The 25,522-nt window shown below is 63.6% G+C and carries 23 protein-coding genes; 13 read left to right on the forward strand and 10 right to left on the reverse strand.

The window, feature by feature from the left end; genetic code table 11:
* Positions 1–158: 158 nt before the first annotated feature.
* The 3 genes from SC1_RS13855 to SC1_RS13865 all read right to left on the reverse strand — a co-directional run bounded on the left by SC1_RS13855 (position 159) and on the right by SC1_RS13865 (position 5,002).
* Complete coding sequence (locus SC1_RS13855; RefSeq protein WP_062182748.1) at positions 159–1,964, reverse strand: long-chain fatty acid--CoA ligase; 1,806 nt, start codon at positions 1,962–1,964, stop codon at positions 159–161.
* 48 nt (positions 1,965–2,012) lie between these two features.
* Complete coding sequence (gene ggt / locus SC1_RS13860; RefSeq protein ID WP_062182751.1) at positions 2,013–3,704, reverse strand: gamma-glutamyltransferase; 1,692 nt, start codon at positions 3,702–3,704, stop codon at positions 2,013–2,015.
* Positions 3,705–3,928: 224 nt separating this feature from the next.
* Positions 3,929–5,002: a quinone-dependent dihydroorotate dehydrogenase gene (locus SC1_RS13865; RefSeq protein WP_062182754.1), complete on the reverse strand. Its 1,074-nt coding sequence runs from the start codon at positions 5,000–5,002 to the stop codon at positions 3,929–3,931.
* Positions 5,003–5,072: 70 nt separating this feature from the next.
* On the opposite strand from SC1_RS13865, the gene SC1_RS13870 reads away from it, so the two are divergent.
* The 12 genes from SC1_RS13870 (at position 5,073) to mddA (ending at position 14,976) form a co-directional block, all read left to right on the forward strand.
* A complete protein-coding gene (locus SC1_RS13870) occupies positions 5,073–6,887 on the forward strand; it encodes a DUF885 family protein (protein ID WP_062184203.1) in 1,815 nt (604 codons plus the stop codon).
* A gap of 102 nt (positions 6,888–6,989) precedes the next feature.
* A complete protein-coding gene (locus SC1_RS13875) occupies positions 6,990–7,877 on the forward strand; it encodes a helix-turn-helix domain-containing protein (protein ID WP_062182757.1) in 888 nt (295 codons plus the stop codon).
* A gap of 311 nt (positions 7,878–8,188) precedes the next feature.
* Entirely contained in the window at positions 8,189–8,650 is a 462-nt protein-coding gene (locus tag SC1_RS13880) for an SUF system Fe-S cluster assembly regulator (RefSeq protein WP_062182760.1), read from the forward strand.
* Positions 8,647–10,134 carry a Fe-S cluster assembly protein SufB gene (sufB, locus tag SC1_RS13885; RefSeq protein ID WP_062182763.1) on the forward strand — a complete coding sequence of 496 codons (1,488 nt, stop codon included), beginning with the start codon at positions 8,647–8,649 and terminating at the stop codon, positions 10,132–10,134. The genes SC1_RS13880 and sufB overlap by 4 nt, the downstream gene beginning before the upstream one ends.
* On the forward strand, positions 10,131–10,346 hold the full coding sequence (locus SC1_RS13890) for a hypothetical protein (RefSeq protein WP_062182766.1): 216 nt from the start codon (positions 10,131–10,133) through the stop codon (positions 10,344–10,346). Before sufB ends, SC1_RS13890 begins: the two co-directional genes overlap by 4 nt.
* A 2-nt stretch (positions 10,347–10,348) precedes the next feature.
* A complete protein-coding gene (gene sufC / locus SC1_RS13895; RefSeq protein WP_062182769.1) occupies positions 10,349–11,092 on the forward strand; it encodes a Fe-S cluster assembly ATPase SufC in 744 nt (247 codons plus the stop codon).
* Positions 11,089–11,403 carry a hypothetical protein gene (locus SC1_RS13900; protein WP_062182771.1) on the forward strand — a complete coding sequence of 105 codons (315 nt, stop codon included), beginning with the start codon at positions 11,089–11,091 and terminating at the stop codon, positions 11,401–11,403. Before sufC ends, SC1_RS13900 begins: the two co-directional genes overlap by 4 nt.
* Complete coding sequence (locus SC1_RS13905) at positions 11,400–12,125, forward strand: SufD family Fe-S cluster assembly protein (RefSeq protein ID WP_083435936.1); 726 nt, start codon at positions 11,400–11,402, stop codon at positions 12,123–12,125. Before SC1_RS13900 ends, SC1_RS13905 begins: the two co-directional genes overlap by 4 nt.
* Positions 12,126–12,163: 38 nt before the next feature.
* Positions 12,164–13,366 (forward strand): aminotransferase class V-fold PLP-dependent enzyme, encoded by a 1,203-nt coding sequence (locus SC1_RS13910; protein WP_152682454.1) that lies wholly within the window; start codon positions 12,164–12,166, stop codon positions 13,364–13,366.
* Entirely contained in the window at positions 13,363–13,833 is a 471-nt protein-coding gene (locus tag SC1_RS13915; RefSeq protein ID WP_062182777.1) for an SUF system Fe-S cluster assembly protein, read from the forward strand. Before SC1_RS13910 ends, SC1_RS13915 begins: the two co-directional genes overlap by 4 nt.
* Positions 13,833–14,189, forward strand: a complete 357-nt coding sequence (locus SC1_RS13920; RefSeq protein WP_062182780.1) for an iron-sulfur cluster assembly accessory protein — start codon at positions 13,833–13,835, stop codon at positions 14,187–14,189. The genes SC1_RS13915 and SC1_RS13920 overlap by 1 nt, the downstream gene beginning before the upstream one ends.
* 58 nt (positions 14,190–14,247) lie before the next feature.
* Positions 14,248–14,976, forward strand: coding sequence for a methanethiol S-methyltransferase (gene mddA, locus SC1_RS13925; protein ID WP_202966799.1), 729 nt, complete (start codon positions 14,248–14,250; stop codon positions 14,974–14,976).
* On the opposite strand, the gene SC1_RS13930 is transcribed toward mddA, so the two are convergent.
* From SC1_RS13930 to SC1_RS13940, 3 genes are all read right to left on the reverse strand, one after another.
* Positions 14,973–15,689 (reverse strand): extensin family protein, encoded by a 717-nt coding sequence (locus SC1_RS13930; RefSeq protein WP_062182786.1) that lies wholly within the window; start codon positions 15,687–15,689, stop codon positions 14,973–14,975. The genes mddA and SC1_RS13930 overlap by 4 nt on opposite strands.
* 70 nt (positions 15,690–15,759) lie before the next feature.
* On the reverse strand, positions 15,760–17,151 hold the full coding sequence (locus SC1_RS13935; RefSeq protein WP_062182789.1) for a cation:proton antiporter: 1,392 nt from the start codon (positions 17,149–17,151) through the stop codon (positions 15,760–15,762).
* 180 nt (positions 17,152–17,331) lie between these two features.
* Positions 17,332–18,738, reverse strand: coding sequence for a cytochrome P450 (locus SC1_RS13940; RefSeq protein ID WP_083435848.1), 1,407 nt, complete (start codon positions 18,736–18,738; stop codon positions 17,332–17,334).
* Positions 18,739–18,909: 171 nt separating this feature from the next.
* Here SC1_RS13940 and SC1_RS13945 point away from each other — a divergent pair, with 171 nt between their 5' ends.
* Positions 18,910–19,836, forward strand: coding sequence for a hypothetical protein (locus SC1_RS13945; protein ID WP_062182791.1), 927 nt, complete (start codon positions 18,910–18,912; stop codon positions 19,834–19,836).
* Here SC1_RS13945 and SC1_RS13950 read toward each other — a convergent pair.
* The 4 genes from SC1_RS13950 to aroC all read right to left on the reverse strand — a co-directional run bounded on the left by SC1_RS13950 (position 19,833) and on the right by aroC (position 25,518).
* The gene (locus SC1_RS13950) at positions 19,833–21,158 is read right to left on the reverse strand and encodes a dicarboxylate/amino acid:cation symporter (RefSeq protein ID WP_062182794.1); all 1,326 of its coding nucleotides are present in this window, start codon (positions 21,156–21,158) and stop codon (positions 19,833–19,835) included. The genes SC1_RS13945 and SC1_RS13950 overlap by 4 nt on opposite strands.
* A gap of 48 nt (positions 21,159–21,206) precedes the next feature.
* Positions 21,207–22,559 (reverse strand): dicarboxylate/amino acid:cation symporter, encoded by a 1,353-nt coding sequence (locus tag SC1_RS13955; RefSeq protein ID WP_062182797.1) that lies wholly within the window; start codon positions 22,557–22,559, stop codon positions 21,207–21,209.
* Between the two features lie 96 nt (positions 22,560–22,655).
* Positions 22,656–24,434 carry an SLC13 family permease gene (locus tag SC1_RS13960; protein ID WP_062182800.1) on the reverse strand — a complete coding sequence of 593 codons (1,779 nt, stop codon included), beginning with the start codon at positions 24,432–24,434 and terminating at the stop codon, positions 22,656–22,658.
* A gap of 7 nt (positions 24,435–24,441) precedes the next feature.
* A complete protein-coding gene (aroC, locus tag SC1_RS13965) occupies positions 24,442–25,518 on the reverse strand; it encodes a chorismate synthase (RefSeq protein ID WP_062182803.1) in 1,077 nt (358 codons plus the stop codon).
* Positions 25,519–25,522 lie beyond the last annotated feature (4 nt).

Here is a 25,522-nt window from a genome sequence, read left to right on the forward strand (position 1 = left end):
GAAGGATATGCAGCCTTGTCGCGGAGCGATTAGGCGGAGTTGGATGGGGGTGATGGTGCGTCATCGCTCCGCCGGTTCAGGCCGAGACCGCACCCCTACCGCTGCGACTAGCCAGCACGCTGGCAAGTCTCGCTGCCTCCCTCATCAAGGGGGAGGAGTTAAGCCTTGTATAGCGCCGCGATCCTGTCTTCGTAGACCTGCTTCAGGATATGGCGCCTGATTTTCATCGAGGGCGTCATCTGCTCATTCTCGATCGTAAAGGCTTCGTCGGCGAAGTCGAACTTGCGCACCTTTTCGATCACCGAGAGCTGGCCGTTGACGCGGTCGACCGCGGCGCGGATCGCGCCGCGGAATTTCTCATGCTCGCGTAGCCGCTCGAGATCCTTGGGCAAGCCTTCCGCCTCGGCCCATTCGGCCATCCATTCGGGATCGGGGACAAGAATGGCGACGATATGCGGGCGCTTGTCGCCATAGACCATCGCCTGCAGGATTTCAGGCTGGAGCGTCAGCATGCCCTCGACCCGCTGCGGCGAGACATTGTCGCCCTTGTCGTTGACGATCAGGTCCTTCTTGCGGTCGGTGATGACGATGCGGCCCTTGTCGTCGATATGGCCGATGTCGCCCGTGTGGAGCCAGCCATCGACGAGCACACGCTCGGTCTCGGCCTTGTTGCGCCAATAGCCCTTCATCACCAGCTCGCCGCGCACAAGGATTTCGCCGTCGTCGGCGATGCGCACCTCCGTGTTCATCAGCGGCGGGCCGACAGTATCCATCTTGATCCCGGCGCTCGGGCGATTGCAGCTGATCACCGGCCCCGCCTCGGTCTGCCCATAGCCTTGCAACAGCGTCAGCCCGATCGAGTGGAAGAACACCCCGATTTCGGGGTTCAACGGCGCGCCGCCCGACACCAGCGCCTTCATCCGGCCGCCGAAACGCTTGCCGATCTTGGGCCGGAACAATTTGTCTAGGATAAGGTCGACCGGACGGTCGAGCACGCCCATGCGCCGCTCATAATCCTTTTCGCCGACGCGCAGCGCCTGACGCAGCATCCAGTTCGCAAGTTTGCCCTGTTTCTCAACCGACTTGATCATGCGCGCACGGATCACCTCGAACAGGCGCGGGACAACGACCATGATCGTCGGGCGCGTCTCCTCGATGTTCGAGACGAGCTTTTCCAGCCCTTCGCTATAATAGATTTGCGCGCCGACCATGATCGGCAGGAACTGGCCGCCCGAATGCTCATAGGCGTGGCTGAGCGGCAGGAACGACAGGAACACTTCCTCGTCGCCGATACCAAAGTCGTTGACGAGCACTTCGGCCGCACCCGCTGCATTGTGCAGGATTGCGCCATGATGCTGCATCACCCCGCGCGGCGCGCCTCCGGTGCCGCTGGTGTAGATAAGGCAGGCGGTATCCTCGCGCTTCATTGCGAGCCCACGCGCTTTCGTTTCCTCAAGCCATGCCTCGCCCCCCTGCACGAGCGGTTCCCAATCATAGACCGCAACCTCGCCCTGCTGGCCGACGCGCAGGCTTTCCATGCTGATCACGATATGCGCCTCGGAACGCATCACCGCGGGCATCAGCGTGCGCGCAAGCTTGGCAGTCGAGACGATCACCGCCTTCGCGCCGCTATTGTCGAGGATGTGCTGATGGTCGCGTTCGGTGTTGGTCGTATAGGTGGGCACGGTGATGCAACCCGCCGCCATGATGCCCATGTCGGCGATGCACCATTCGGGCCGGTTCTCGCTGACCAGCACCACCCGGTCGCCTTCCTTGAGGCCAAGTTCGCGCAGGCTGTGCGCAAGCGCGGACACTTGATTGGCGACTTGCCGCCAGCTCAGCGGCTGCCAAGAGCGATCGGCCTTGCGCCACAGGAAAGGATCTTCGCCGCCGCGCCCCGCACGGTCGAAGAACATCGCGACCAGACTCGGAAAATGGTCGAGATGGGGATTTACGAGCTTCATTCTGCCTCTCTCCAGGGAGATTTGGTGTGTTGTTCTGTTATCGTTGGTTCAATTCTGCGCCGGTGCGCCGTCGATCGACGAACTGCCGGGGCCGCGCGGATCGGCCGCGCCGCGCCAGCCGTCGGCGGTGCGTTCGACAGCGTTGAGCTTCGAGCCGAGGCTCGTCGCGGTGAAGCTGTAACCGAAAGGTTTCATCTTCGAGGCGATCGCCTTGCCCGCCTCGTTATTCTCGATCAGCACGCCTTGCTGACCGAAGAACAGGTTCGGAAGCTCCATCGCCTGCTTGGCGTCGAGGCCCCAGTCGAGCACGCCGACCAGCACCTTCGTCACATGCATGATGATGCGCTTGCCGCCCGCCGACCCGACTGCGAGCACGACCTTGCCGTCGGGGCCGTAAACGACGGTCGGCGACATCGAGGACAAGGGACGCTTGCCCGCTTCGACGCGGTTCGCGGTGGGCACCCCGCCCTCGGTCGGGGCGAGGTCGAAGTCGGTGAGTTCGTTATTGAGGAAATAGCCGTTCGCCATCAATTGGCTGCCGAAGATGCTTTCGATCGTCGATGTCATCGAGACGAGGTTGCCGTCCTTGTCGGCGGTGACGAAATGCGTCGTCCCCTGTTCCTGCACCGGCGGCGCGGCGGCGCGCGGCTTCGCGCCCGGCGGCGTGCCGGGTTCATATTTGCCCGCGGCGCCATAAGGCGAAATCAACTGGCGGCGCTCGGCAAGATAGGATTTGTCGAGCAGGCCTTTCACCGGAACATCGACGAAATCACCGTCGCCGAGATAGGCCGAGCGATCGGCGTAGGCGAGCTGCATCGCTTCGGAAAGCAGGTGCCAGCTCATCGGATTATCCTTGCCCATCGTCTTCATATCCCAGCCCTCGATCATGCCGAGAATGCCGAAAACGGTGGTCGCGCCCGACGATGGCGGGCCCATGCCGCAGACTTTGTAGACGCGGTAGGTGGTGCAAACCGCGGGGCGCTCCTTCGCCTTATAGGCGGCGATATCCTTGACCGTGAGCTGCGTCGGGTGGCGCGGCGCATTGGCGACCGCGTCGCTGATCGCCTTGGCATTGGCACCCGAATAAAAGGCCTCAGGACCGCGCGCCGCTATATCGCGGAGCAGCTTGGCATAAGCTGGGTTCCTGATGCGCGTGCCGACAGGGGCGGGCTTGCCGTCGACATAATAGATCGCCTTCGGAGCGGGAAACTCCTTCCACATCGGCTCGAACTGGACGAGCCAGGTGTTGAGCGCGGGGGTGACGATAAAGCCTTCTTCGGCAAGCTTGATCGCGGGCTGGAACAGCGCCTTCCATTCAAGCTTGCCCCATTTCTTGTGCGCCATTTCCATCAGGCGCACATTGCCGGGCACACCCACCGACAGGCCGCCGGGAATGACATCCATATAGCCGCGCGCCTTGCCGTCGGGGCCGAGGAAACGTTCGGGCTTGGCCGCTGCGGGCGCCATTTCGCGCCCGTCGATCGTCGAGATGCTGCCGTCCTTGGCATTGTGGTGGACCATGAAGCCGCCGCCGCCAATACCGCTAGACTGCGGCTCAACCAGCGTCAGCACCGCGACCATCGCGATCGCGGCGTCGGCGGCGGTCCCGCCCTGATGCAGAATCTCGCGCCCTGCCTCGGTCGCACGCGGATCGGCGGACGAGGTGACGCCCTGCGCAAGCGCGGGCGAAGAGACGGTGACGGAAAGAAGGGCGGCGAGAGGGAGGAATCTTTTCAACATGCGCGCGACATTGGCGCGCGCCTCCGGTCAAGGCAACCCCACACCACCTCCTCCCCCTTGATGGGGGAGGCAGCGAGACTTTCGAACTTGTTCGCTAGTCGCAGCGGTAGGGGTGTGCTTTCGGCCTGAAGCCGCCGCGCAATGGCGCACCATCACCCCCATCCAACATAGCCTAGCCGCTCTGCGGCAAGGCTGCGTATCCTTCCCCCATCAAGGGGGAAGGTTCAGGCCGCGCCCGTCCCCACAGCGTCCGACACACGCACAAAACCATCGCGCTCCGCGAACTTCTCCAGTCCATGCACGATCCGCGCCGCGAGGCCTGGGCCCTTGTAGACCATCGCCGAATAAATCTGCACCAGAGTGGCGCCCGCCCGGATCCGGTCCCAAGCCTGCTCGGCCGATGAGATACCGCCCGCGGCGACGAGCGGGAGCTTGCCGCCGCTCGCGGTGCGGAAATCTTTCACCCGTTGCAGCGCCAGTTCGGCGAGCGGAGCACCCGAAAGGCCGCCGGCTTCTTCCGCGTGGCGCGACGCGAGCGCGGGACGCACGATCGTGGTGTTCGAGACGATGACCGCGGCAAGCCCCTTGTCGAACGCAACAGCCACGATGTCGTCGATATCGGCGGGCTCCAGGTCGGGCGCGACCTTGAGGAATATGGGCTTGCCTGCGCCGGCAGGCTGTGCCGCCGCGACGCCGTCCAGCAGCGCCTCCAGCGCGCCCTTGTCCTGCAACGCGCGCAATCCGGGCGTGTTCGGCGAGCTGATATTGACGGTCAGATAGTCGGCGAGCGGGGCCATCGCGGTGGTACCCTTGGCATAGTCGGCGATGCGGTCGGCGCTATCCTTGTTCGCGCCGATATTGATGCCCAGCGGCACGGGCAGGCCATAGCGGCGCAGGCACGCGATGCGTTCGGCCGCCTTCTCCTGCCCGCCATTGTTGAACCCCATACGGTTGATCACCGCGCGATCCTCGACCAGGCGGAACAGCCGCGGCCGCGGGTTGCCGTCCTGCGGCAGCGGGGTCAGCGTGCCGACCTCGACAAAGCCAAAGCCGAAATGCGGCATGACATGCGCGACGCGCGCATCCTTGTCGAAACCCGGCGCAAGGCCGACCGGGTTCGGGAAATGCAGCCCCGCCAGCTCGGTCGCGAGCGCCGGGCTGGTCAGCGCATGGCGCGCGCGCGGCAGCGGCTGGAGCGCGCTGAGCGTAAGGTTATGCGCCGCCTCGCCATCGGTGGCGTGGACGACCGGACGGACGAGCGCATAAGCGCTATCGGTGAGCGAGGCGAAGAGCGACATGGCCCCGCCATTGCGCGCGCGAGGACGCTATGGCAAGCCCCGTCCGCATCGGAAAAACCGGGAGAAATTCGTGTCGCACCTCAAGATTATCGCTCGCCTGTCCACCGGCCTCGTGCTGCTCGCCGTGGCGGGATGTGCCCCGGCCGCGGTGCAGAAAGCGCCGGCACCCGTCGCTGCTGCACCCGAAGCCGCGCCGGCGGGCGCGAACCTTGCGCAATTCTTTGAAAATTATGACGCAGCGCAACTCTCGCTTTCACCCGAAGCCAAGGCGCGGCGCGGGATTCGTGATGGCGACTATGGCAAATGGAACGATGTCTCCGACGAAACCGCGGTCGCGAACCACAAGCTTCAGCAAGCGACGGCGGCCGCGATGCGCGCAAGCTTCGATCCGGCCCGACTGACCGCCGACGAAGCGCTGTCGTTCGAACTGTTCAACACGCAGGCCGCGCGGGCCGACCGCCTGTTTCCGTTCCGCGACCATGGCTATATCTTTGACCAGATGAACGGCGCGCAGAGCCAGATGCCCGCCTTCCTCATCAACATCCACCGCATCGCCAGCGCCGCCGAAGCCGAAGCTTATATCGAGCGCATCCGCGGGCTGGGCCCCATACTCGATGCGCTGTCGGCGCAGTCCGCCGAACGCGCGAAAAAGGGCATCCAGCCGCCGAAGTGGGTCTATGCGTACCTCATCTCCGACATCGGCAATCTGCAGAAGCCCGACAATGCGGTGGTCGAAGACATCGTCGCGAAGGTCGGCAAACTCGATATCGAAGCCGCCGAGAAAGCGCGGCTGGTCGCGGCGGCAAAAACGGCGTGGGCCGAAAGCGCCGGCCCCGCCTATGACCGTCTGCTCGCCGAAATGAAGCGCCAGCAGGCGAGCGCGCCGACGCAAGATGGCGTGTGGCGGCTGCCCGACGGCAAGGCCTATTATGAGGCGCTCCTCGCCAACTACACGACGACCGACATGACGGCGGCGCAGATCCACGACCTCGGCCTCGCCGAAGTCGCGCGCATCCATGGCGAGATGAAGGCGATCATGACGAAGGTCGGATTCAAGGGCACGCTGCAGCAATTCTTCGCGCACCTGCGCACCAGCCCGCAATATTTCTATACGACCCGCGAAGCCTATCTCGCCGACGTCGATGCCAAGGTGAAGGCGATGGAAGCACGCCTGCCCGCCTTCTTCAACACGCTGCCCAAGGCGCATTTGCAGGTGAAGGCGGTCGAGGCATTCCGCGAGAAATCGGCGGGCAAGGCCTTTTACTCCTCACCGTCGCCCGACGGGTCGCGTCCGGGCATCTATTATGTGAATCTTTTCGACCTCAAGGATATGTCGAAGACCGAGCTTGAGGCGCTGGCCTATCATGAGGGCGTTCCCGGACATCATTTGCAGCGCGCGGTACAAACCGAACTCACCGGCCTGCCCGCCTTCCGCCGCTTCGGCGGCTTCACCGCCTACACCGAAGGCTGGGGCCTCTATACCGAGGAACTCGGCAAGGACATGGGCTTCTATACCGATCCCTATAGCGATTTTGGCCGGCTCGGCATGGAGCTGTGGCGCGCGTGCCGGCTCGTCGTCGACACGGGCATCCACGACAAGCGCTGGAGCCGCGAGCAGGCGATCAAATATCTGAAGGACAATACGCCCAACCCCGACGGCGACATCGAAAAGGCGATCGAGCGCTATATCGTCTATCCGGGGCAGGCGACCGCCTATCTGATCGGCAAGCTCAAGATCATGGAACTGCGCGGCCGCGCGCAGGCGGCGCTCGGCGACAAGTTCGACTTCCGTACCTTCCACGACGTCGTGCTGGAATCGGGTCCGGTACCGCTCGATGTCCTCGAACGGCGGGTCGATATGTGGATCGCCGCGCAGAAGGGTTAAGTAAATTGACGATTGGCGCTTGACGCGCGGGGACGAAACGCAAATGATTTGATCCAGAAAAAATAAGGCAACCGGGTCACGGGAGCCAGAGGTCTGGGTCTGATGTCGGATATTTCTTCCTCGCTCGTGGGCGTGGACGGCAGTGCGCCGTTCGAATTGCACTATTTCCCGCCAGATCCCGATCTGGCGGAAATGGTGTCGAGCTTCTATTTCGCGCGGCTGAACCTTCCACGGTTCGACGAATATGAGCGGGCGGACCGCCCGCAGTTCCGTTTCGTGACCAATGCCGACGGCGAATATGTCTTTGAGGACGGCTATCGCGCGACCGTCTGCCGCGCCAACATCATCGGGCCGACAAGTGCGCGCGTCCGCGCGATCAGCAATTGCCCGGCGCAATTGTTCGGATTCGGCATGTTGCCCGGGGGCTGGGCGGCGCTGATGGGCGACGATGCCGACAAGCTGACCGACCGTGCGATGGACGCCGCCGACCTGTTCGGCCCGTGGATCGACGAGGTCGCGGCGGCGCTGGAAAATGCCAAGACGGTCGAGGAAAAGCTCGTCATCGGCAATAATTTCGCGCGCGAAGTGCTGACCCGCAACGAACAGCCGCCGATGTGGTTCATCCGCACCGTCGACGGCTGGCTGACCGCATCGCCCTCGCCGCAGGTTCCCGAACTCGTCGAGGCGACCGGCATGTCGATCCGCTCGGTCGAGCGCATGACGAAGCTTTATTACGGGCTGTCGCCGCGAATGCTCGCGCGCAAATATCGCGCGGTCCGCGCCGCCTCGGCGCTCGCCCGCGGCGAAGGGCTCGACTCCGCGCAGCTCGGCGATGCCTTTTACGACCAGTCGCACCTGATCCGCGAGATAAAGCGCTTTGCCGGCGCGACCCCCGGCCAGCTCGGCAAACCGACCAGCTATACCGAGGCGACGACGAAGGGCCGCAAACAACTCGCGGGCAAGGTCAGCCCGCTCGTCTCCGAGACCTAGGGCCTGGCCCTAGGGCACGCATTAACCATCAAAATTTCGTGCCGCGTCGTTTTGGCGTTTTCATCCAATCGCGAATCAGCGCGGGGGCATAATTCACCCCTGCGACCCAGAAGAGCTCATCCTCTGACGAGGACTTGAGACCTTCATCTTGGCACTCATTTGGCTTTGGCCGGATGGGTGCCTTTTTTTTGGGGCAACTTTTCTATCGCCCCGCATATCCGCGATTGCTTGCGCCGCGGCGATTGCGCGCCTATGTAAGTGGAGTAATTTGCTCCAGTTAAGAATCGTTCGCAACTGCGACGGAAAATAATATGCGCCTGTCCAACCTTGCCGATTATGCCGTGGTGCTGATGAGCGCCGCCGCCCGCCAGTGCGGGTCGGTGCCGATTCACGCGGGCATGCTCGCCGAACAGACGGGCATCCCGGGACCGACCGCGCAGAAGCTGGTGAGCCAGCTCGCGCGCGCCGGCCTGCTCGTCGCGTCGCGCGGCAGCGGCGGCGGCGTGCGGCTCGCGCGGCCCGCGGCCGCGATCAGCGTCGCCGACATCATCGAAGCGGTCGAAGGACCGATCGCCCTCACCTCCTGCGTCGCCGAAGGGCGCCATGATTGTTCGCTAGAGGGCAGTTGCAAGGTGCAACCGCACTGGGGCGTCGTGAATGGCGCCGTGCGCGGCGCGCTGGCGGACATCAGCCTTGCGACGTTGAGCGTCGCCCCGAAACACCCCTCCCCTCCGCCGATCCCGGCACTGGCCGGCGACGAGATCAGATTATGACCGACAACACCGAACTCCCCGTCAAGGATCAGGCCGCGCATGATGCCGCGGCAAAAGTCGCCGATTACGAACATGGCTGGTCCTCGACCATCGAGACCGACTTCGCGCCCAAGGGGCTGACCGAGGATACGGTCCGCTTCATTTCGGCGAAGAAGAAGGAGCCCGAATGGATGCTCGACTGGCGGCTGAAGGCGTTCCGCCACTGGCAGACGATGGAGACGCCCGACTGGGCGAAGCTCAACGTGCCGCCGATCGACTATCAGGACGCCTATTACTACGCGGCGCCCAAAGCGAAGCCGAAGCTCTCCAGCCTCGACGAAGTCGATCCCGAGATCCTTGAGGTCTACAAGAAGCTCGGCATTCCGATCGAGGAGCAGAAGGTTCTCGCCGGTGTCGAGGGCGCGCGCAAGGTCGCGGTCGACGCGGTGTTCGACAGCGTCAGCGTCGCCACGACCTTCCGTGAGGAATTGAAGCGCGCGGGCGTGATCTTCCTGTCGATCAGCGAGGCGATCCGCGAATATCCCGAACTGGTGAAGAAGTGGCTCGGCAAGGTCGTGCCGATGCACGACAATTATTTCGCGACCTTGAACTGCGCGGTCTTCTCGGACGGCACCTTCGTTTACGTGCCCGAGGGTGTGCGCTGCCCGATGGAGCTCAGCACCTATTTCCGCATCAATGCCGAGAATACGGGACAGTTCGAACGCACGCTGATCATCGCCGACAAGGGTGCGTATGTCAGCTACCTCGAAGGCTGCACCGCGCCGATGCGCGACGAGAATCAGCTCCACGCCGCGGTGGTCGAACTCGTCGCGCTCGACGATGCCGAGATCAAATATTCGACAGTGCAAAACTGGTACCCCGGCAATGCCGAGGGCCTTGGCGGCATCTATAATTTCGTGACCAAGCGCGCGCTATGTCAGGGCAAGCGCAGCAAAGTGTCGTGGACGCAGGTCGAAACCGGCAGCGCGATCACGTGGAAATATCCGAGCTGCGTCCTCAACGGCGACGACAGCGTCGGCGAATTCTATTCAGTCGCGGTCACCAACAATTATCAGCAGGCCGACACCGGCACCAAGATGATCCACAATGGCAAGCGCACGCGCTCGACCATCGTTTCGAAGGGGATCAGCGCGGGCAAGTCGAACAACACCTATCGCGGCATCGTGCGCGTCGCGCCGAATGCCGAGGGCGTGCGCAACTTCACCCAGTGCGATTCCTTGCTTTTGGGCAGCACGTGCGGCGCGCACACCGTGCCCTATATCGAGGTCCGCAACCCGACCGCGACGGTCGAGCATGAAGCGACGACGAGCAAGATCAGCGACGACCAGCTTTTCTACGCGATGCAGCGCGGCCTGGGACAGGAAGAAGCGGTGGCGCTGATCGTCAACGGCTTTGCCAAGGAAGTGCTGCAGCAACTGCCGATGGAGTTTGCGGTCGAGGCGCAGAAATTGCTGGGGATTAGCCTTGAGGGGAGCGTCGGATGAGCGACGATTTTGAGTGGAACGCTGAAAACGAAGACGTCGTTCAGCACAGCGTCCAAGGCGTCGCTGCTTACATCAACGCTTATGGAAACATTACCATTCGCCAAGAGCGGAACTGGGATGAAGACCAAGACACAATCGTGGTTCTGACAGTGGATTCAGCACGTGGGCTCGCTGAAAAGCTCAAAGAACTCATCAATTCCTATCAGGCTTAATCATGCTCAAAATTGAAAACCTCCACGCCACCGTCGCCGACAAGCCGATCCTGAAGGGCCTGTCGCTCACCATCAATGCGGGCGAGATCCACGCGATCATGGGCCCCAATGGCGCGGGCAAGTCGACGCTCTCCTATGTCCTCGGCGGGCGCCCCGGTTATGAAGTCACCGAGGGTTCGGCCCAATTCGACGGGCAGGACCTGCTCGACATGGACCCGCATGAGCGCGCCGCGGCTGGCCTGTTCCTCGGCTTCCAATATCCGGTCGAAATCCCCGGCGTGTCGAACGTCCAGTTCCTGCGCGAAAGCCTGAACGCCCAGCGCAAGGCGCGCGGGCTGGAACCGCTGTCGGGCGGCGATTTCCTGAAGCTGGCGCGTGAGAAGGCGGGGCTGCTCAAGCTCGACATGGACATGCTCAAGCGCCCCGTGAACGTCGGCTTTTCGGGCGGCGAGAAGAAGCGCAACGAGATGGTGCAGATGGGCATCCTCGACCCGAAACTCGCGATCCTCGACGAGACGGACTCGGGGCTGGACATCGACGCGCTGCGCGTCGTCGGCGACGGCATCAACGCGATCATGCGCCGTCCCGACAAGGCGGTGCTGCTGATCACCCACTATCAGCGCCTGCTCGACTATGTGCAGCCCGATTTCGTCCACGTCCTCGCCGCCGGCCGGATCGTCAAGTCTGGCGGCCCCGAACTCGCGCTCGAACTCGAACGCGAAGGCTATGCGGAGATCGCGGCGTGATCCTCGCCCTCGCCCTTCTGACAATTGCGCAGGCGCCCGAACCAGTGCCGACCGACGAGGAAATCGTCGTGATCGCACAGAAGCTGGGAAGCCTTGCAGTAATGGTCGGCCGCGACGCCAAAGGGCGTTACCATTGCGACCTCAGCGAAAGCAGCGGCAACGCGCGCCTCGACGCACAGCTCTGCAAGACGAGCGCGGCTTGCGTGAAAAAGGGGGCGTCGAGCCAGGCCGAGGTCAAGGCGTGCATCGACAAGCGCAAATCGACGCTGCTCGCCGATTTTCGCCGCAAATGGGCGGAGCGCCGGCCATGACCGCCCTCCCCACCCGCCGCGACGAAGCGTGGCGCTATAGCGACATCGACGCGGTTACCGCGGCATGGCCGCTACCTGCGCCCGAGAGCATCATCGTGCCTGCCGGCGGCAAGTTTGCGCGCGCGATCGTGCAGGACGCCGGCGAGATCCGGCAGATCGACCTGGTGCTCGGCAAGGGCGCGGCCGCATCGCTGCATGTGCTCAACATCGGCGGCGCTTATGGCCGCATCGAACTCAATGTAATCCTGCACGAGGGCGCCGACTTCCACCTGGGCGCGGCGCAGATCGGCGGCGGTACGCAGAATCTGGAGATCGTCACCACCGTCACCCACGCCGAACCCGGCGCGACGTCGCTGCAGGTCGTGCGGTCGGTGCTCGGCGGGACCGCTACCGGCACCTATCTCGGCAAAGTCGCCGTCGCGCGCGATGCGCAGCAGACCGACAGCGAGCAGGATGTGAAGGCGATGCTGCTCGACCGCAGCGCCACCGCCAACGCCAAGCCCGAACTCGAAATCTTTGCCGACGATGTGAAATGCGCGCACGGCTGCGCGATCGGCGAACTCGACGCCATGGCGCTTTATTACCTCCAGTCGCGCGGGTTGCCGCCCGGCGAGGCGAAGAAGCTGATGCTGCAGGCGTTCGTTGCCGGCGTGTTCGATGGCGCCGAGGATGAAGAACAGCTGCAGGCGCTGGCGCTCGCGAAGCTGGGAGAGTTGGTGTGACCAACCTCCCGTCCCCGTTCGCATCGAGCGAAGTCGCGATGCCCAACGGTAGTGCGCGCATTAGGGGTGTCTCAACGTCGCTCGACACGAACGGGATTAGAGATCAATTCCCCGGCCTGACGCCGGGCTGGCACTATCTCGACACAGCCGCGACCGCGCAGAAGCCACAGGCGGTGATCGACGCCACCGTGAACGCAATGGGCCGCGACTATGCGACCGTTCACCGCGGCGTCTATGCGCGGTCGGCCGACATGACGCTCGCCTATGAAGCGGCGCGACGGCGGATTGCGGCCTTTATCGGCGCGCGAGAGAATGAGATCGCATTCGTGCGCGGCGCGACCGAGGCGATCAATCTGGTCGCTTATTCGCATCCGAAGAAGGGTCGCGTACTGCTGTCGATGCTCGAACATCACAGCAATATCGTGCCCTGGCAGCTTGCAGGCTGGCAGGTTGATGTGTGTCCGCTGACCACGGACGGCTGCATAGACCTCGACGCCGCCGAAAAGCTGCTGACCCCCGAACATAATATGGTCGCCTTCGCGCATGTCTCGAACGTGCTCGGCAGCCCGCTCGACGTCGCACGCGCTGCCGAGATCGCGCACCGCGTCGGCGCCGAATTGCTGATCGACGGCTGTCAGGCGGTGCCGCGGCTGCCGGTCGATGTCGCGGCGCTCGGCTGCGACTATTACGCTTTCTCGGGCCACAAGCTTTACGGCCCTACGGGGATTGGCGTGCTGTGGAGCGACAAGCTCGACACGCTTCCGCCCTGGCAGGGCGGCGGTTCGATGATCGACCGTGTGACGTTCGCCAAGACGACCTACGCCCCCGCCCCCACCCGCTTCGAGGCCGGCACGCCCGCGATCATCGAGGCGATCGGGCTTGCGGCGGCGGTCGATTATGTCGAAGCGATCGGCATCGACGCGATCCACGCGCATGAGGTGTCGCTAGTCGGCACACTGCGCGAAGCACTCGCGCGCAAGAACAGCATCACGCTCTTCGGCCCCGAAAACAGTGCCGGAATCGTGAGTTTTGCGATGGCGGGGGTTCATCCGCACGACATCGGCACTATCTTGGACGAAAGCGGGGTCGCGATCCGCGCCGGGCACCATTGCGCACAGCCGCTGATGGAGCATCTGGGCGTAGCTGCGACCGCGCGTGCGAGCTTCGGTGTGTACAATAATGACGACGATGTGGCGGCGCTGATCGATGGCCTCGCCCGCGTCGAGAGGATTTTCGGATGAGCGAGGATCGGATGATCAAGGTTGAAGAAGTCGCGAGCGTCGAGGCGCCGCCCAAGGCGCGCGTCGAGGATGCAGAGACTGCGCCCGAAAAGCTTGAACGCAAGCGCGACTATCTCGAAGGCTTTCTTGCGGCCAAGCCCGCGGCGGTAGAAACCGGCGCGGTCGGCGGCGACCTGTACGAAGCCGTGATCAACGCGCTGAAGGACATCTTCGACCCGGAAATCCCGGTGAACATCTATGATCTTGGCCTCATCTACAATGTCGAGATCGACGAGGGTCATGTGATGGTCACGATGACGCTGACCACGCCGCACTGCCCGGTCGCTGAATCGATGCCCGCCGAGGTCGAATTGCGCGTCGGTGCGGTTCCGGGCGTCGGCGATGCCGAGGTCAATCTGGTCTGGGATCCGCCGTGGAGCCCACAGAATATGAGCGACGAAGCGCGCCTCGAACTGGGAATGCTGTAATGACCGAGACGAAAACCCGCGCACGCCCCGCCGCCGTCGCCCTCACCGCCGGAGCCGAAGCGCGCATCGCGAAGCTGATGGCGTCGGCGCCCGAGGGCGCGATCGGCGTGCGCCTGTCGACGCCGCGCCGCGGCTGTTCGGGCCTCGCCTATTCGGTCGATTATGTGACCGAAGAGCAGAAGTTCGACGAGAAGATCGAGACCCCAGGCGGCGTCTTCTATATCGACGGCGCGTCGGTGCTTTACCTGATCGGCAGCACGATGGACTGGGTCGAGGACGATTTCGCCGCGGGCTTCGTGTTTGAGAACCCGAACGCCAAGGGCGCGTGCGGTTGCGGCGAGAGCTTTACCGTCTAGGCGCGCATTTCCGCGCGAAATCTGCTATAACGCCTCTGAAATAGCAGGGGCTGTCATGATGCGTGCGCTCTATTTGCTTTATGCCGCAGTGGCTTATGCGATCTTTTTCGCGACCTTTTTGTACCTGATCGCCTTCGTCGGCAATCTTTCGCTTGTGCCGGTGACGGTCGACTTCGCGCGCGTGGCATCGCCCGGTAAAGCCGCGCTGATCGATACGGCGCTGATCGCGTTGTTCGGCATCCAGCACAGCGTGATGGCGCGGCCGGGGTTCAAGGCGGGCTGGACGCGCATCGTCCCCGTGCCGATCGAGCGCAGCACCTATGTGCTGTTCGCCAGCGCGGCGCTGATCGTGCTGATGGCCTTCTGGCATCAGCTAACCGCGCCGGTGTGGACCGTGACCCATGGTGCGGGCGCCGCGATCCTCTGGTTGCTGTTCGCTAGTGGCTGGCTGATCGTGCTGACGAGCACCTTCCTGATCAATCATTTCGAACTGTTCGGACTGCAACAGGCCTGGTTCGCGCTCCGCGAGCGTGCGGCAGCGCCGCCGGTACTTCGCCAACCTTTCTTCTACAGGTTCGTCCGCCATCCGCTCTATTCGGGCTTCTTCATCGCTTTTTGGGCGACGCCGGTGATGACGGTCGGGCATCTGCTGCTCGCGGTCGGCGTGTCGATCTATATGCTGATCGCGATCCGTTACGAGGAACGCGATCTGATCGACATCTTCGGCGAGGCCTATGTCGGCTATCGCAGGCGCGTCGGAATGCTCATCCCGCGTATCGGGCGTTAGCGGCAGACGGTCCAGCCCGCCGTCCGCGCCGCCATGTCGAGATGGAAATGGTCGGCGTGCGCCCGATTATAATCGGGCGACAATATCGTGCTGAACAGGCCGCAGCTTTCGTCGCGGACTTCGTGGAGGAACTCGCTGCGCTTGTCGCCGGGCGCCCAGTCGTTGATCAGCGAGATGCGCGTGCCGTCGGCAAGGACGAAGGCCGAAATGTCGATCGCGTTGGCGGTCGAATGCTGGCTCTGCGCCTGCTCGCCCGCGATCTTGCGGCAATTATAGCTGCCAAGATTTTCGAGTTCGACGACCTTTTGCCCAAAATATTTTTCGGCGAGCGGCTGAATGACGTCGCGATTCCAGAGAATGAGAGCCGCCGTGACCGCGCAGCCGGGCGCGACATTCGCGGGGCGCATCGTCGGCGCGAATTTGTTGCTGGTCAGGATCATTCGCTGGCTCGCGCGACACATGCCAGTGCCGATCGCGGGGCGCCTGAGATAGCCCGCCCCCGCACGGTCGAACGCAGCGAAACAGGCGGTGTCGTCGCTGGCGAGCGTCTCCAGCTTTCGGTGCGTGGCCCAGCCCCATGGATGCGCGAGTTCGAAGCGTGTCCCCGGAACATGCTCGGGATGCGCTCGCACCCACTGCATGCCAAGGATCGCACCGATGGTCACAAGGACCGCGGCGCCGAACCAGATCAGATAGGGGCGCAGAGTCTTCACTCGTCCCGCACAGCATAATTTTCCGCTCGTTGAAAGCGCCGTCCCGCTCGATGACGGCGCTTGTGCCGATTCAGGCGGGTTCGGTGGCCAGCCGTTCTTTGGCGCGGGCGTCATCGGGCCCTTCGGTGCCCAGCGCACCGAGTTCCCCCTGCTCGCGCGCCTTGCGGCCATAGAGCAGTTCGAACAACGGTCCCGCCATCACAGTGGTGACGATCGCCATCAGGACCATGATCGCGAACAAGGTCGGGCCGATGATTCCCTTTTGCAGGCCGATGTTGATGATGATCAATTCCATCAGCCCACGCGCGTTCATCAATGCGCCGATGCCCATCGCCGTCCGATTATCTTCCCCCGCAAGGCGTGCCGCAAGCCAGCAGGCTCCGAATTTCGCCGCGATTGAGACGAACAATATGCCCGCTGCGATCGCCAGCAGCGACAGGCTGTTCACCGTGGTCAATTGTGTGTTGAGGCCCGAATAAGTGAAGAACATCGGCAGCAGAAAAACGACCGTCATCGGCTCGATCTTCTTCTTGATCTCTTCGGTCAACAGCCCGCGCGGCATGCATGCGCCGAGCAGGAATCCGCCGAACACCGCGTGTATGCCGACCGCGTCCATGAAAAACGCCGCCATCGCATAGGCCATCAACACCACCGCCAGCCACCCATCCGTCAACTCGCCCTTCGCCTCGACAGCGCGGCCGAGCGGGATCAGAAGTTTGCGGCCGACGAAGAACATGAAAAGCGCGAAGCCCACCCCGCCGACAATCGCAAGCAGCGCGACGCCCGCGCCGGCGCCGAAGGTCGCAAGCACGATTGCCAGCACGCACCACGACACGGCATCGTCGAAAGCGCCGGCAGTCAGGGTCAACGTGCCTAGCGAGGTGTTCGCAAGGCCGCGTTCGTTGATGATGCGCGCGAGCATCGGGAAGGCGGTGAGTGCGATGCACGCGCCCATGAACAAAGTCGCGCTGCCTTGGCCCAGCCCCTGGGTAAAAAGGCCGGGGATGTCGAGCAGGAAGGGAGTAATCGCCGCAGCAAACAGGAAGGGCGCGACGATGCCCGCCACGGACACGCCGACCGCGCTCTTCGCCTTCGACCGGAAATGATCGAGGCGCAGCGTCGTTCCGACCAGAAACATGTAGAGCCCGACGCCGAACTGCGCTCCGACGTATAGAATATTGCGCGTCTCTTTCGGGAACAGCGCTGCCTGAAATTCGGGAAAGAATAGCCCGAAGAGCGACGGGCCGAGCACGACGCCGGCGATCATCTCGCCGACCACCTGCGGTTGGCCCATGAAGCGGTGCGCGAGCCAGCCGACGACGCGGCACACGAGCAGGATCACCGCGATTTGCAGGAAGAAATGGATGCTGTAATCGCTGGGCGCGTAGCTTTGCGCGGCGTTCACCGCGGGCCCGTGCGCGCCGATAACGTCGCTGACGGCGCGGATCAGTTCATCGACCATATGTGACGCCAATTTGCCCTCCCCACGCCGAGGCCGCTCGGTTTCAACGCGACCCAGTCAATGGCAGCATAGCCGCATGGGAACGCTATCAACAGCGCAATTTTCACGCTCCGGCAGCCATCGGCATCGGCCAGAGGCCCCCTCCGTTTGCGGCGGAGCGCCGGTCGTTTCGCCCTCAGATCACAGCGGAACGAAACTCACGGTCAGCCCGTCCTTCGGCCGCGGGATCGGAAGCACCTGCCATTCGGGCGCATAGCCGTCCGCCACGATGATGCGGTGCGTTGTGATGACATGGTGGAAGAAGATTTTCGCCTGCATATAGGCGAAGTGAAGGCCAAGGCACATATGCGCGCCGCCGCCGAAGGGCACCCACGCATATTTGTGCCGCTCACGCGCGACCTCAGGCGAAAAGCGCATCGGGTCGAACTTTGCCGGCTCGGGCCAATGCTCCTCCATCATATGCGTATAGGCAGGGCTGACGCCGACCGAGGTGCCCGCGGGGATGCGGTAGCCGCCATATTCGAAATCCCTGAGCGCTCGGCGCGGGAAGCTCGGGACCGGGGGGACGAGCCGCAGCGCTTCCTTGAACGCCCATTCGGTCATTTCGAGCTGACCAAGGCTGTTATGCCCGACGCCCTCGCCCGCCGGCGCGACGCTCAGCATTTCCTCGCGCAGCTTGTCCTGCCATTCCGGATTGCGCGCGAGTTCCCAGACGAGCGTCGTGATCGAGCTGGTGATCGTGTCGTGCGCGGCCATCATCAGAAAGTTCATATGGTCGACGATCGCCTCGACCGACATATATTCGCCATTGTCGTCGCGCGTCCGACAAATCTGACTGAACATATCCTCGCCCGTGCCCTCGCGCCGTTCGGGGACCATCTTGCCGAAATATTCCACCAGAAAGGCGCGCCCCTTTGCGCCGCGGCCCATCGCGGTGAAGGGCAAGGGCACGCGGACGACGCCGATCGACGCCTGCACCATGTCGACGAAGGCCTTGTTGACCTTGTCCGCCTCCGGTCCCCACGGGATACCGAGAAAGCTGGTCGCAGCGAGATCGAGGGTCAGTTCCTTGATCGCCGGATAGAATTTGAACGTCTTGCCGCTCCACTGGCCGACACGGTCGCGAATCCCTTCGTTCAGCGAATCGGCATAGTGGCGCATCGGTTCGGGTTTGAACGCGACCGACAATATCTTGCGGTCGGCGCGATGCTTTTCAAAATCCATCAACATCAGACCGCGCGGGAAGAGCAGGTTGAGTACCGGTCCCCAGCCCTGTTCGGACGAGAAGATCTTCTCGCGGTCGAACATCACAAGTTCGTTCGCCTCGGGACCGTGGAGCGCGACGCTGCGCCCGCCAAAGCTGTTGCTTCGATAGACGCGGCCATATTTCGCGACCATCCGGTTCGCAAAGCCTGGATAGTCGCGCAATTGGTCGAGCGTGGTGCCGAGCACGGGCAAACCGTCTTCGCCGGGGATATGGTCGAGCGTCGAGCCCGAGTTGCGCGGCAGCCAATGCTGCGTATCGGGACCGAAACGCTTTTCGGACCATTGGGTGTTCGCGGGCTGGATATTCGTCGGCGCGTTCATCGGTCGATCCTCGTCATCATGTTCCGATACAAGGCGTAACCAACTACTGACATCGATGCAAGTAAGGCGTTGCCGAACACTTGACGGCATTCACCGCAAATTCAACTCGACTCGTACAATTCATGCAACAAGTGGACGGGTCGCAACCGTTGGACCCAAAAGGACAAGCCCATGGCGAAGAGTTTGAAGCGCCCCATCTCCATCGCGTTCGGCGCACTGGCGACTACGATGCTCGGCGGCTGCTATTATGGCGACGTCTATGGTTCGAGCTATGCCTCGGGCGGCGATTGCGCCGCGCGCTATGGTAACGCCTATTATGATAGCGACGGCTATGCCTATGACGATGGCTATGGTTACGACTGCTACGACGCGTCGGACTATGGCGGCGGCTTCGCCCAGATCGGCTTCGGCGGCGGCTGGTACGACGATTATTATTATCCCGGTTATGGGATGTGGATGTTCGACAATTACCGCAACCGCTATCCGCTGCGCGGCCAATATCTGAATTATTGGGGCGGGCGCCGCGCTTGGTGGAAACATCATGGCGGACGTGGCGATTGGAAGCCGGGCCGCCCCGGCGGCTGGAACCGCGGCGACAACGACGGGCGACCGGGCGACGGTCGGCCGGGACGCCCGGGTGGGTGGAATCGCGGCGATCACGACAATGACGGCCCGCGCGGTACGCGCCCCGGGCGCGGCCCCGCCAATCCTGGGACGCCGCCTACCGCCGGCAATCCCGGACGCCCCGACCGCGGCGACGGTCGCCCCGGCCGACCCGGAGGATGGGGCCGCGGTGATGGCAATCCCGACGGCCCGCGTGGCACACGGCCCGGCCGTGGCCCCGGAAGTCCCGCTACGCCGCCTGCCGCGGGCAATCCCGGTCGTCCCGATCGCGGGGAGGGCCGCCCCGGCGGCTGGAACCGCGGCGATGGCAATGGCGGCCGCCCCGACCGCGGCGCGGGCGCCGGGCGGCCGCGCCCGGCTCCGGTCGCGAGTCCGCCGCCCGCAGCGCGACCTGCTCCCGTTGTGCGCGAGGCACCACGCCCGGCACGCCAGGCGCCGGAGCCCAATCGTGAAGGCCGCGTCCGCGATAATTAGGAAGCTTGACCGGCGGGCGGCGGATCTTTCACGCCCGCCGAAACGACCGTCGCGGCGACAAGGTCGCCGACAACGTTAAGCGTCGTGCGGCACATGTCGAGGAAACGGTCGACGCCGAGGATCAGCCCAATCCCTTCCGGCGGCACCCCGACCGACGCGAGGATCAGCGCAATCACGGGGAGCGATCCCGCCGGCACGCCAGCCGTCCCAATGCCGCCCAAAATGCAAACCAGCATCACGACCAACTGCTGGTCGAGCGTCAGGTCGATGCCAAAGAATTGGGCGAGGAAAATCACCGTGACACCCTCGAACATCGCGGTGCCGTTCTGGTTCGCGGTCGCGCCGATGGTGAGCACGAAGCGTGCGACTTTGTCGGGCAGGCGGAGGCGGTCGTGCGCGACGCGGAGTGCGGTCGGAAGCGTCGCGTTCGACGAGGCGGTCGCGAATGCCATGACGGACGCCTCCTGCGTTTCGCGGAAGAAGGCGACGGGCGATTTGCCCGCAAGGGTCTTGAGCAGCAGCGGAAAGACGACGAACATCTGAAGCGCGAGCGCAAGCAGCGCGACGCCGACAAAGGCCGACAGGCGGATGATCAGGTCCCAGCCGAACTGCGCCGCAAGGTTGAACATGAAGCAGAAGACGGCGATCGGCGCGAGCTGGATGACGATGCCGATGAGCTTCATCACCACCTCGAACACGCCCTCGATCGCAGTCTTCAGCGTCTCGGTCCGCGGGGTACGCACGAGCATCAACCCGATGCCGAAGAAAAGCGCGAAGAACATGACCGCAAGCACGTCATTCTCGCCCATCGCGGCGAAGAGATTGTCGGGGACGATCGCGACGACCGCATCCATCCCGGTCTTCGCCTCGCCCGCGCGGTCGGCGATCGCCTGCGCGCCCGCCGCCCCCTCGGCCATCAGCGAACGCGCGAGCGCGGGATCGACCCCCGCGCCCGGCTGGAGCAAATTGACGACGGCAAGGCTGATGACGACCGAAATTGCCGAGACGACGACCGTATAGGCGAGCGTGCGCAAACCGACCGATTTCAGCGCCCGCATCTCGCCCATTTCGGCGACGCCGACGATCAGCGCCGATACGAGCAGCGGGATCACAAGCATGAAAAGCAGGCGCAGGAATATCTGCCCGATCGGTCCCGTCACATAGGTTGTGACGGTTTCGACCCACGCCGCATCCGGCGCGCCATAGTGAACGCCAAGCCCTATAATGAGGCCCGCGAGAAACCCGACCAGCATCCGCCAGCGCAGCCGTCTCGCACGCGCTTCGTCACGGTGCACCCCGTCGATCGCCGCTGCTTCGGCCATGGCTCAGCTCCTTGCTCGCCCCCGGTTGGGCGGCCCGAAGCTCGCGCGTTACGCGTTATCGGCCGCTGGCTTGTTTTCACCCTCTGCTATGTCATCACGAAGATCGAGCCCACGGGTTCCATGGTGCGGTGTGTGCGATGGCGCATGCGGCCGCTCGAGGTCGGCGGGTTCGGGCTCTTCGAGCATGCCTTCCCACTTGGTGATCACACTTGTTGCCACGGCGTTGCCGACGACGTTGGTCGCGGTGCGCCCCATGTCGAGGAACTGGTCGATTGCGAAAATCAGCGCAACGCCCTCGACCGGCAGATCGAACATCGCAAGCGTCGCGGTGATGACGACGAGGCTGGCGCGCGGCACCGCTGCGATCCCCTTCGACGACACCATCAGCGTCAGCAGGATCAGAATCTGCTGCGTGATCGACAGCTCGATACCATAGGCTTGCGCGATGAAGAGCGTCGCGAAGCTCGCATACATCATCGAACCGTCGAGGTTGAAGCTGTAACCCAGCGGCAGCACGAAGCCCGAAATGCGGCGCGGCACGCCGAAGCGGTCGAGCTGTTCGAATAGCTTGGGCATCGCAGCCTCCGACGACGCGGTCGAGAAAGCGATCAGCAGCGGCTGGCGAATATAGCGGATCAGCGAGAATATCCGGCGGCCAAGGAAGATCGCGCCCGCACCGAGCAGGATGACCCACAGCACGACGAGCGAGAGGTAGAATTCGGTGACGAGTTCGGCATAAGTACCGAGGATGCCGAGGCCATATTTCGCGACAACGCCGGCTAGCGCACCGAATACCGCGATCGGCGCGAGGCGCATCACATAGCCGGTAATTTGGAGCATCAATTCGGCGAGCGCCTCGGCGCCGCGAACCAGCGGCTTCCCTTTTTCGCCGATCGCCGTCAGGCCAACGCCCGCAAACAGCGCGAAAACAAGAATCTGGAGGACATTGTTGTCCGCCATCGCCTGGAAGATATTCTTCGGGAAAACATGTTCGATGAATTCAAACAGGTCGAGCTTTTTGACCTCGCCAACCTCTGCAATCGAATGCGCACCGACGGTGAGGTTGAGCCCCGCACCCGGCTCAAAGAAATTGACCATGATCAGGCCCAGGCTGATCGAGATCAGGCTGGCGAGGATGAACCATGCGATTGCGCGCGTCCCAATGCGGCCGAGCGCCGAGCTGTCGCCCATATGCGCGATTCCCGCGACAAGCGTGCCGAGAATCAGCGGCGCAACGACGAGCTTGATCAGGTTGAGGAAGATCGTCGACAGCGTGCTGAAGCTGCGCAGCCAATAGGCAAAGGCTTCGCTGTCGGCGGGCACATATACCCGCACCAGATAGCCGGTGATGACGCCGAGGATCATCCCGATAAGAATGTACAAAGTCAGGCGATGGCCCATAAATTACTCCCTGTTCCGCCCCAGGGACGGATCGTTATGCGAGCGGGGTAACAGGGTGACGCGCCGCGGGCAATCGCTGCCGGGCCTATCGCTCGGTCAGGGTGTCCAGAAGGCAAGCGCGGCGCAGCCGGCGACACCCGTGAGTATATTGAGCGGCACGCCGATGCGCACGAAATCCATGAAGCGATAATCGCCCGCGGCATAGACGAGCGTGTTTGTCTGGTAACCGACCGGTGTCGCAAAACAGGCCGAGGCACCGAGCATCAGCGCGATCAGCAGCGGCTGCGGCGCGACTCCCGTCGCTTCGGCAATGCCAATGACAAGCGGCCCCATCAGCGCCGCGACGGCATTGTTGCTGAGCAATTCGGACAGCAACAATGCCGAGAAATAGACGATCGCGATCACTGCCCATTGCGGCGCGTCGGTCAGCACCGGTTCGAGCGCGCCGACCATCAGCGCAACCGAGCCCGCCTGTTCGAGCGCAGCCCCAACCGCGAGCATCGCGAAGATCAGGATCAATACGTCGCCGTCGATACTGCCCCACGCTTCGGACGCATCGATGCAGCGCGTCAGCAGCACGATCCCCACGCCGATGAAGGCGGCGATGCCGATCGACATGACGCCCGTTGCCGACAACAGCACCGCGCTTGCCATCACGAGGATCGCGATCCATGCCCGGCGGCGGCGGAAGGCGGTGACCGACGCCATTGCGAGGCCGATCAGATTGGGATTGTCGCGCAGCTGCGCGATGTTCGCGTCGTCGGCGTCGATCAGCAGGCGGTCGGCGGCGCGGATGCGGTTTTCCGACAAAGTCGGCCCCGGAAGATGGCGAAAGCGAGTTACGCCGAGGATGCGGACCCGCTGGCGCTGGAGGAAGGGGATTTCGGCAAGCGGCCGGTCGATCGAGCGGTGGCTTGGCGAAACCGTCACCTCGACGACGGTCGATTCGGCATCCGGGTTCTCTCCGATGCCGATCGCAAAGCGCTTCTCGCTGCGAATCGTCATCAGCGCAGCGCCATCGAGCCGGGCGACGATTCGGTTACCGGGCGCGAGCCGGTGATTCTGTGCATCCGCCCCCGTGATCAGGCGCCCGCCGGCAAGCACCCCGACGATCTGCGACGGCGCAATGCCGAGGCTGGCGGCGTCGAGCGACATATCGATGGCCGGATCATCTTCGCCAAGGCCGAGTTCGGTCAGATAAAGCTGTTCCGCCCCGTTCGCCTTTTCGGCGATGCGCGGATAGTCCGACGGTAGGAAGCGCGCCATGATCAGGAGTCCAACGACGCCTGCCGCCGCGACCGCAAGGCCATAAGGCGTAATGCTGAACAGTCCGAAATGGCCGAGCCCTGCCTGTTCGGCGATCCCGGCAACGACGAGATTGGTCGAGGTGCCGATCAGCGTCAGGCAGCCCCCGAGCACCGCAATCACCGACAGCGGCATCAGCAATTTCTTGGGCGACACGCCAAGCGCCTCGGCGAGCCGGAAGCAGACGGGCATCATGACGACGACGAAGGGTGTGCTGTTGATGAAGCCCGACACGAGCAGGCCGCCGCCGAACACCTCGATCACCGCGAGGCGCGGGTTTCGCTTCGCGCGGTCGACGACATAGTTGCCGACCTTGTCGATCACCCCGGTACGGATCAGCGCGCCCGAGAGGATGAACATCGCCCCGACGGTGAGCGGAGCGCTGTTGGAAAAGACGCCGTAAGCACCCTTTTCATCGAGCAGACCCAGCGCGAGCATCATACCCGCACCGGCAACCGCGACGACCGACGGCGAGAAGCGTTCCCAGACGAAAGCCGCGAACATGCCCGCGAGCACGAACAGGCCGATAACCGCCTTTTGCTCCGCGATAAATGCGGCGACGAACTCCACTAGGTCATCAGCCGTTTTGGGCCCTGTGCAGCAATTTATGATCGGCGAGGACAAGCGCCATCATCGCCTCGACAACCGGCGCGCCGCGGATGCCGACGCACGGGTCGTGACGGCCCTTGGTGACGATGTCGGTCGCTTCGCCCGCCTTGTTCACCGTCGGCACGGGGGTCAGGATCGAACTGGTCGGTTTAAACGCGACGCGCACGACAACGGGCTGGCCGGTCGAAATGCCGCCAGCGATACCGCCGGCGTTGTTCGACAGGAAATCGGGACGGTTGCTGCCGTCGGTCGCGGGGCGCATCGGATCGGCATTTTCCTCGCCGCGAAGGCGTGCTGCTTGGAAGCCCGCGCCGATCTCGACGCCCTTCACGGCATTGATCCCCATCATCGCGGCGGCAAGATCGCTGTCGAGTTTGGCATAGATGGGCGCGCCCCAACCGGCAGGAACGCCGCTCGCCGCGCATTCGATCACCGCGCCCAGAGAACTGCCCGACTTGCGCGCGGCGTCCATCAGCCCTTCCCAGCGCTGCGCGGCGGCGGGGTCGGGACAGAAAAAGGGATTGCGGTCGATTTCCTCGAGATCGAAATTCGCGGGATCGATCGCATCACCGCCGATTTCGGCGACCCAAGCATGGATCTGCACTTCGGGGATCACGAGCCGCGCGACACCGCCAGCAGCAACGCGCGCCGCAGTTTCGCGCGCGCTCGATCGGCCGCCGCCGCGATAATCGCGGATGCCATATTTGGCGTCATAGGCGTAATCGGCGTGACCGGGGCGATAGGCCTGCGCGATGTCGCCATAATCCTTCGACCGCTGGTCGACATTCTCGATCATCAGGCTGATCGGCGTGCCCGTCGTCTTGCCCTCGAAGGTTCCCGAGAGGATGCGGACCTGATCGGGTTCCTGCCGCTGCGTCGTATGGCGCGACTGCCCGGGGCGGCGTTTGTCGAGAAAGGGTTGTATGTCGGCTTCGGACAGCGACAGGCGCGGCGGACATCCGTCGACGACGGCGCCGAGCGCTGGGCCGTGGCTTTCCCCCCATGTCGTGAAGCGAAGAACGCGTCCGAAGCTGTTGAAACTCATTGCC

Origin of the sequence: Sphingopyxis sp. C-1, assembly GCF_001047015.1 — a bacterium.
Lineage (GTDB): Bacteria > Pseudomonadota > Alphaproteobacteria > Sphingomonadales > Sphingomonadaceae > Sphingopyxis.

Bases quoted from the DNA above. Each gene is read 5' to 3' on its own strand.
- SC1_RS13905 (WP_083435936.1), top strand. From the start codon at position 11,400: ATGACCGCCCTCCCCACCCGCCGCGACGAAGCGTGGCGCTATAGCGAC.
- SC1_RS13880 (WP_062182760.1), top strand. From the start codon at position 8,189: ATGCGCCTGTCCAACCTTGCCGATTATGCCGTGGTGCTGATGAGCGCC.
- SC1_RS13920 (WP_062182780.1), top strand. From the start codon at position 13,833: ATGACCGAGACGAAAACCCGCGCACGCCCCGCCGCCGTCGCCCTCACC.
- SC1_RS13940 (WP_083435848.1), bottom strand. From the start codon at position 18,738: ATGAACGCGCCGACGAATATCCAGCCCGCGAACACCCAATGGTCCGAA.
- SC1_RS13855 (WP_062182748.1), bottom strand. From the start codon at position 1,964: ATGAAGCTCGTAAATCCCCATCTCGACCATTTTCCGAGTCTGGTCGCG.
- SC1_RS13950 (WP_062182794.1), bottom strand. From the start codon at position 21,158: ATGGCCGAAGCAGCGGCGATCGACGGGGTGCACCGTGACGAAGCGCGT.
- aroC (WP_062182803.1), bottom strand. From the start codon at position 25,518: ATGAGTTTCAACAGCTTCGGACGCGTTCTTCGCTTCACGACATGGGGG.
- sufB (WP_062182763.1), top strand. From the start codon at position 8,647: ATGACCGACAACACCGAACTCCCCGTCAAGGATCAGGCCGCGCATGAT.
- sufC (WP_062182769.1), top strand. From the start codon at position 10,349: ATGCTCAAAATTGAAAACCTCCACGCCACCGTCGCCGACAAGCCGATC.
- SC1_RS13935 (WP_062182789.1), bottom strand. From the start codon at position 17,151: ATGGTCGATGAACTGATCCGCGCCGTCAGCGACGTTATCGGCGCGCAC.
- SC1_RS13945 (WP_062182791.1), top strand. From the start codon at position 18,910: ATGGCGAAGAGTTTGAAGCGCCCCATCTCCATCGCGTTCGGCGCACTG.
- ggt (WP_062182751.1), bottom strand. From the start codon at position 3,704: ATGTTGAAAAGATTCCTCCCTCTCGCCGCCCTTCTTTCCGTCACCGTC.
- SC1_RS13865 (WP_062182754.1), bottom strand. From the start codon at position 5,002: ATGTCGCTCTTCGCCTCGCTCACCGATAGCGCTTATGCGCTCGTCCGT.
- mddA (WP_202966799.1), top strand. From the start codon at position 14,248: ATGCGTGCGCTCTATTTGCTTTATGCCGCAGTGGCTTATGCGATCTTT.
- SC1_RS13915 (WP_062182777.1), top strand. From the start codon at position 13,363: ATGAGCGAGGATCGGATGATCAAGGTTGAAGAAGTCGCGAGCGTCGAG.
- SC1_RS13890 (WP_062182766.1), top strand. From the start codon at position 10,131: ATGAGCGACGATTTTGAGTGGAACGCTGAAAACGAAGACGTCGTTCAG.
- SC1_RS13875 (WP_062182757.1), top strand. From the start codon at position 6,990: ATGTCGGATATTTCTTCCTCGCTCGTGGGCGTGGACGGCAGTGCGCCG.
- SC1_RS13955 (WP_062182797.1), bottom strand. From the start codon at position 22,559: ATGGGCCATCGCCTGACTTTGTACATTCTTATCGGGATGATCCTCGGC.
- SC1_RS13910 (WP_152682454.1), top strand. From the start codon at position 12,164: ATGCCCAACGGTAGTGCGCGCATTAGGGGTGTCTCAACGTCGCTCGAC.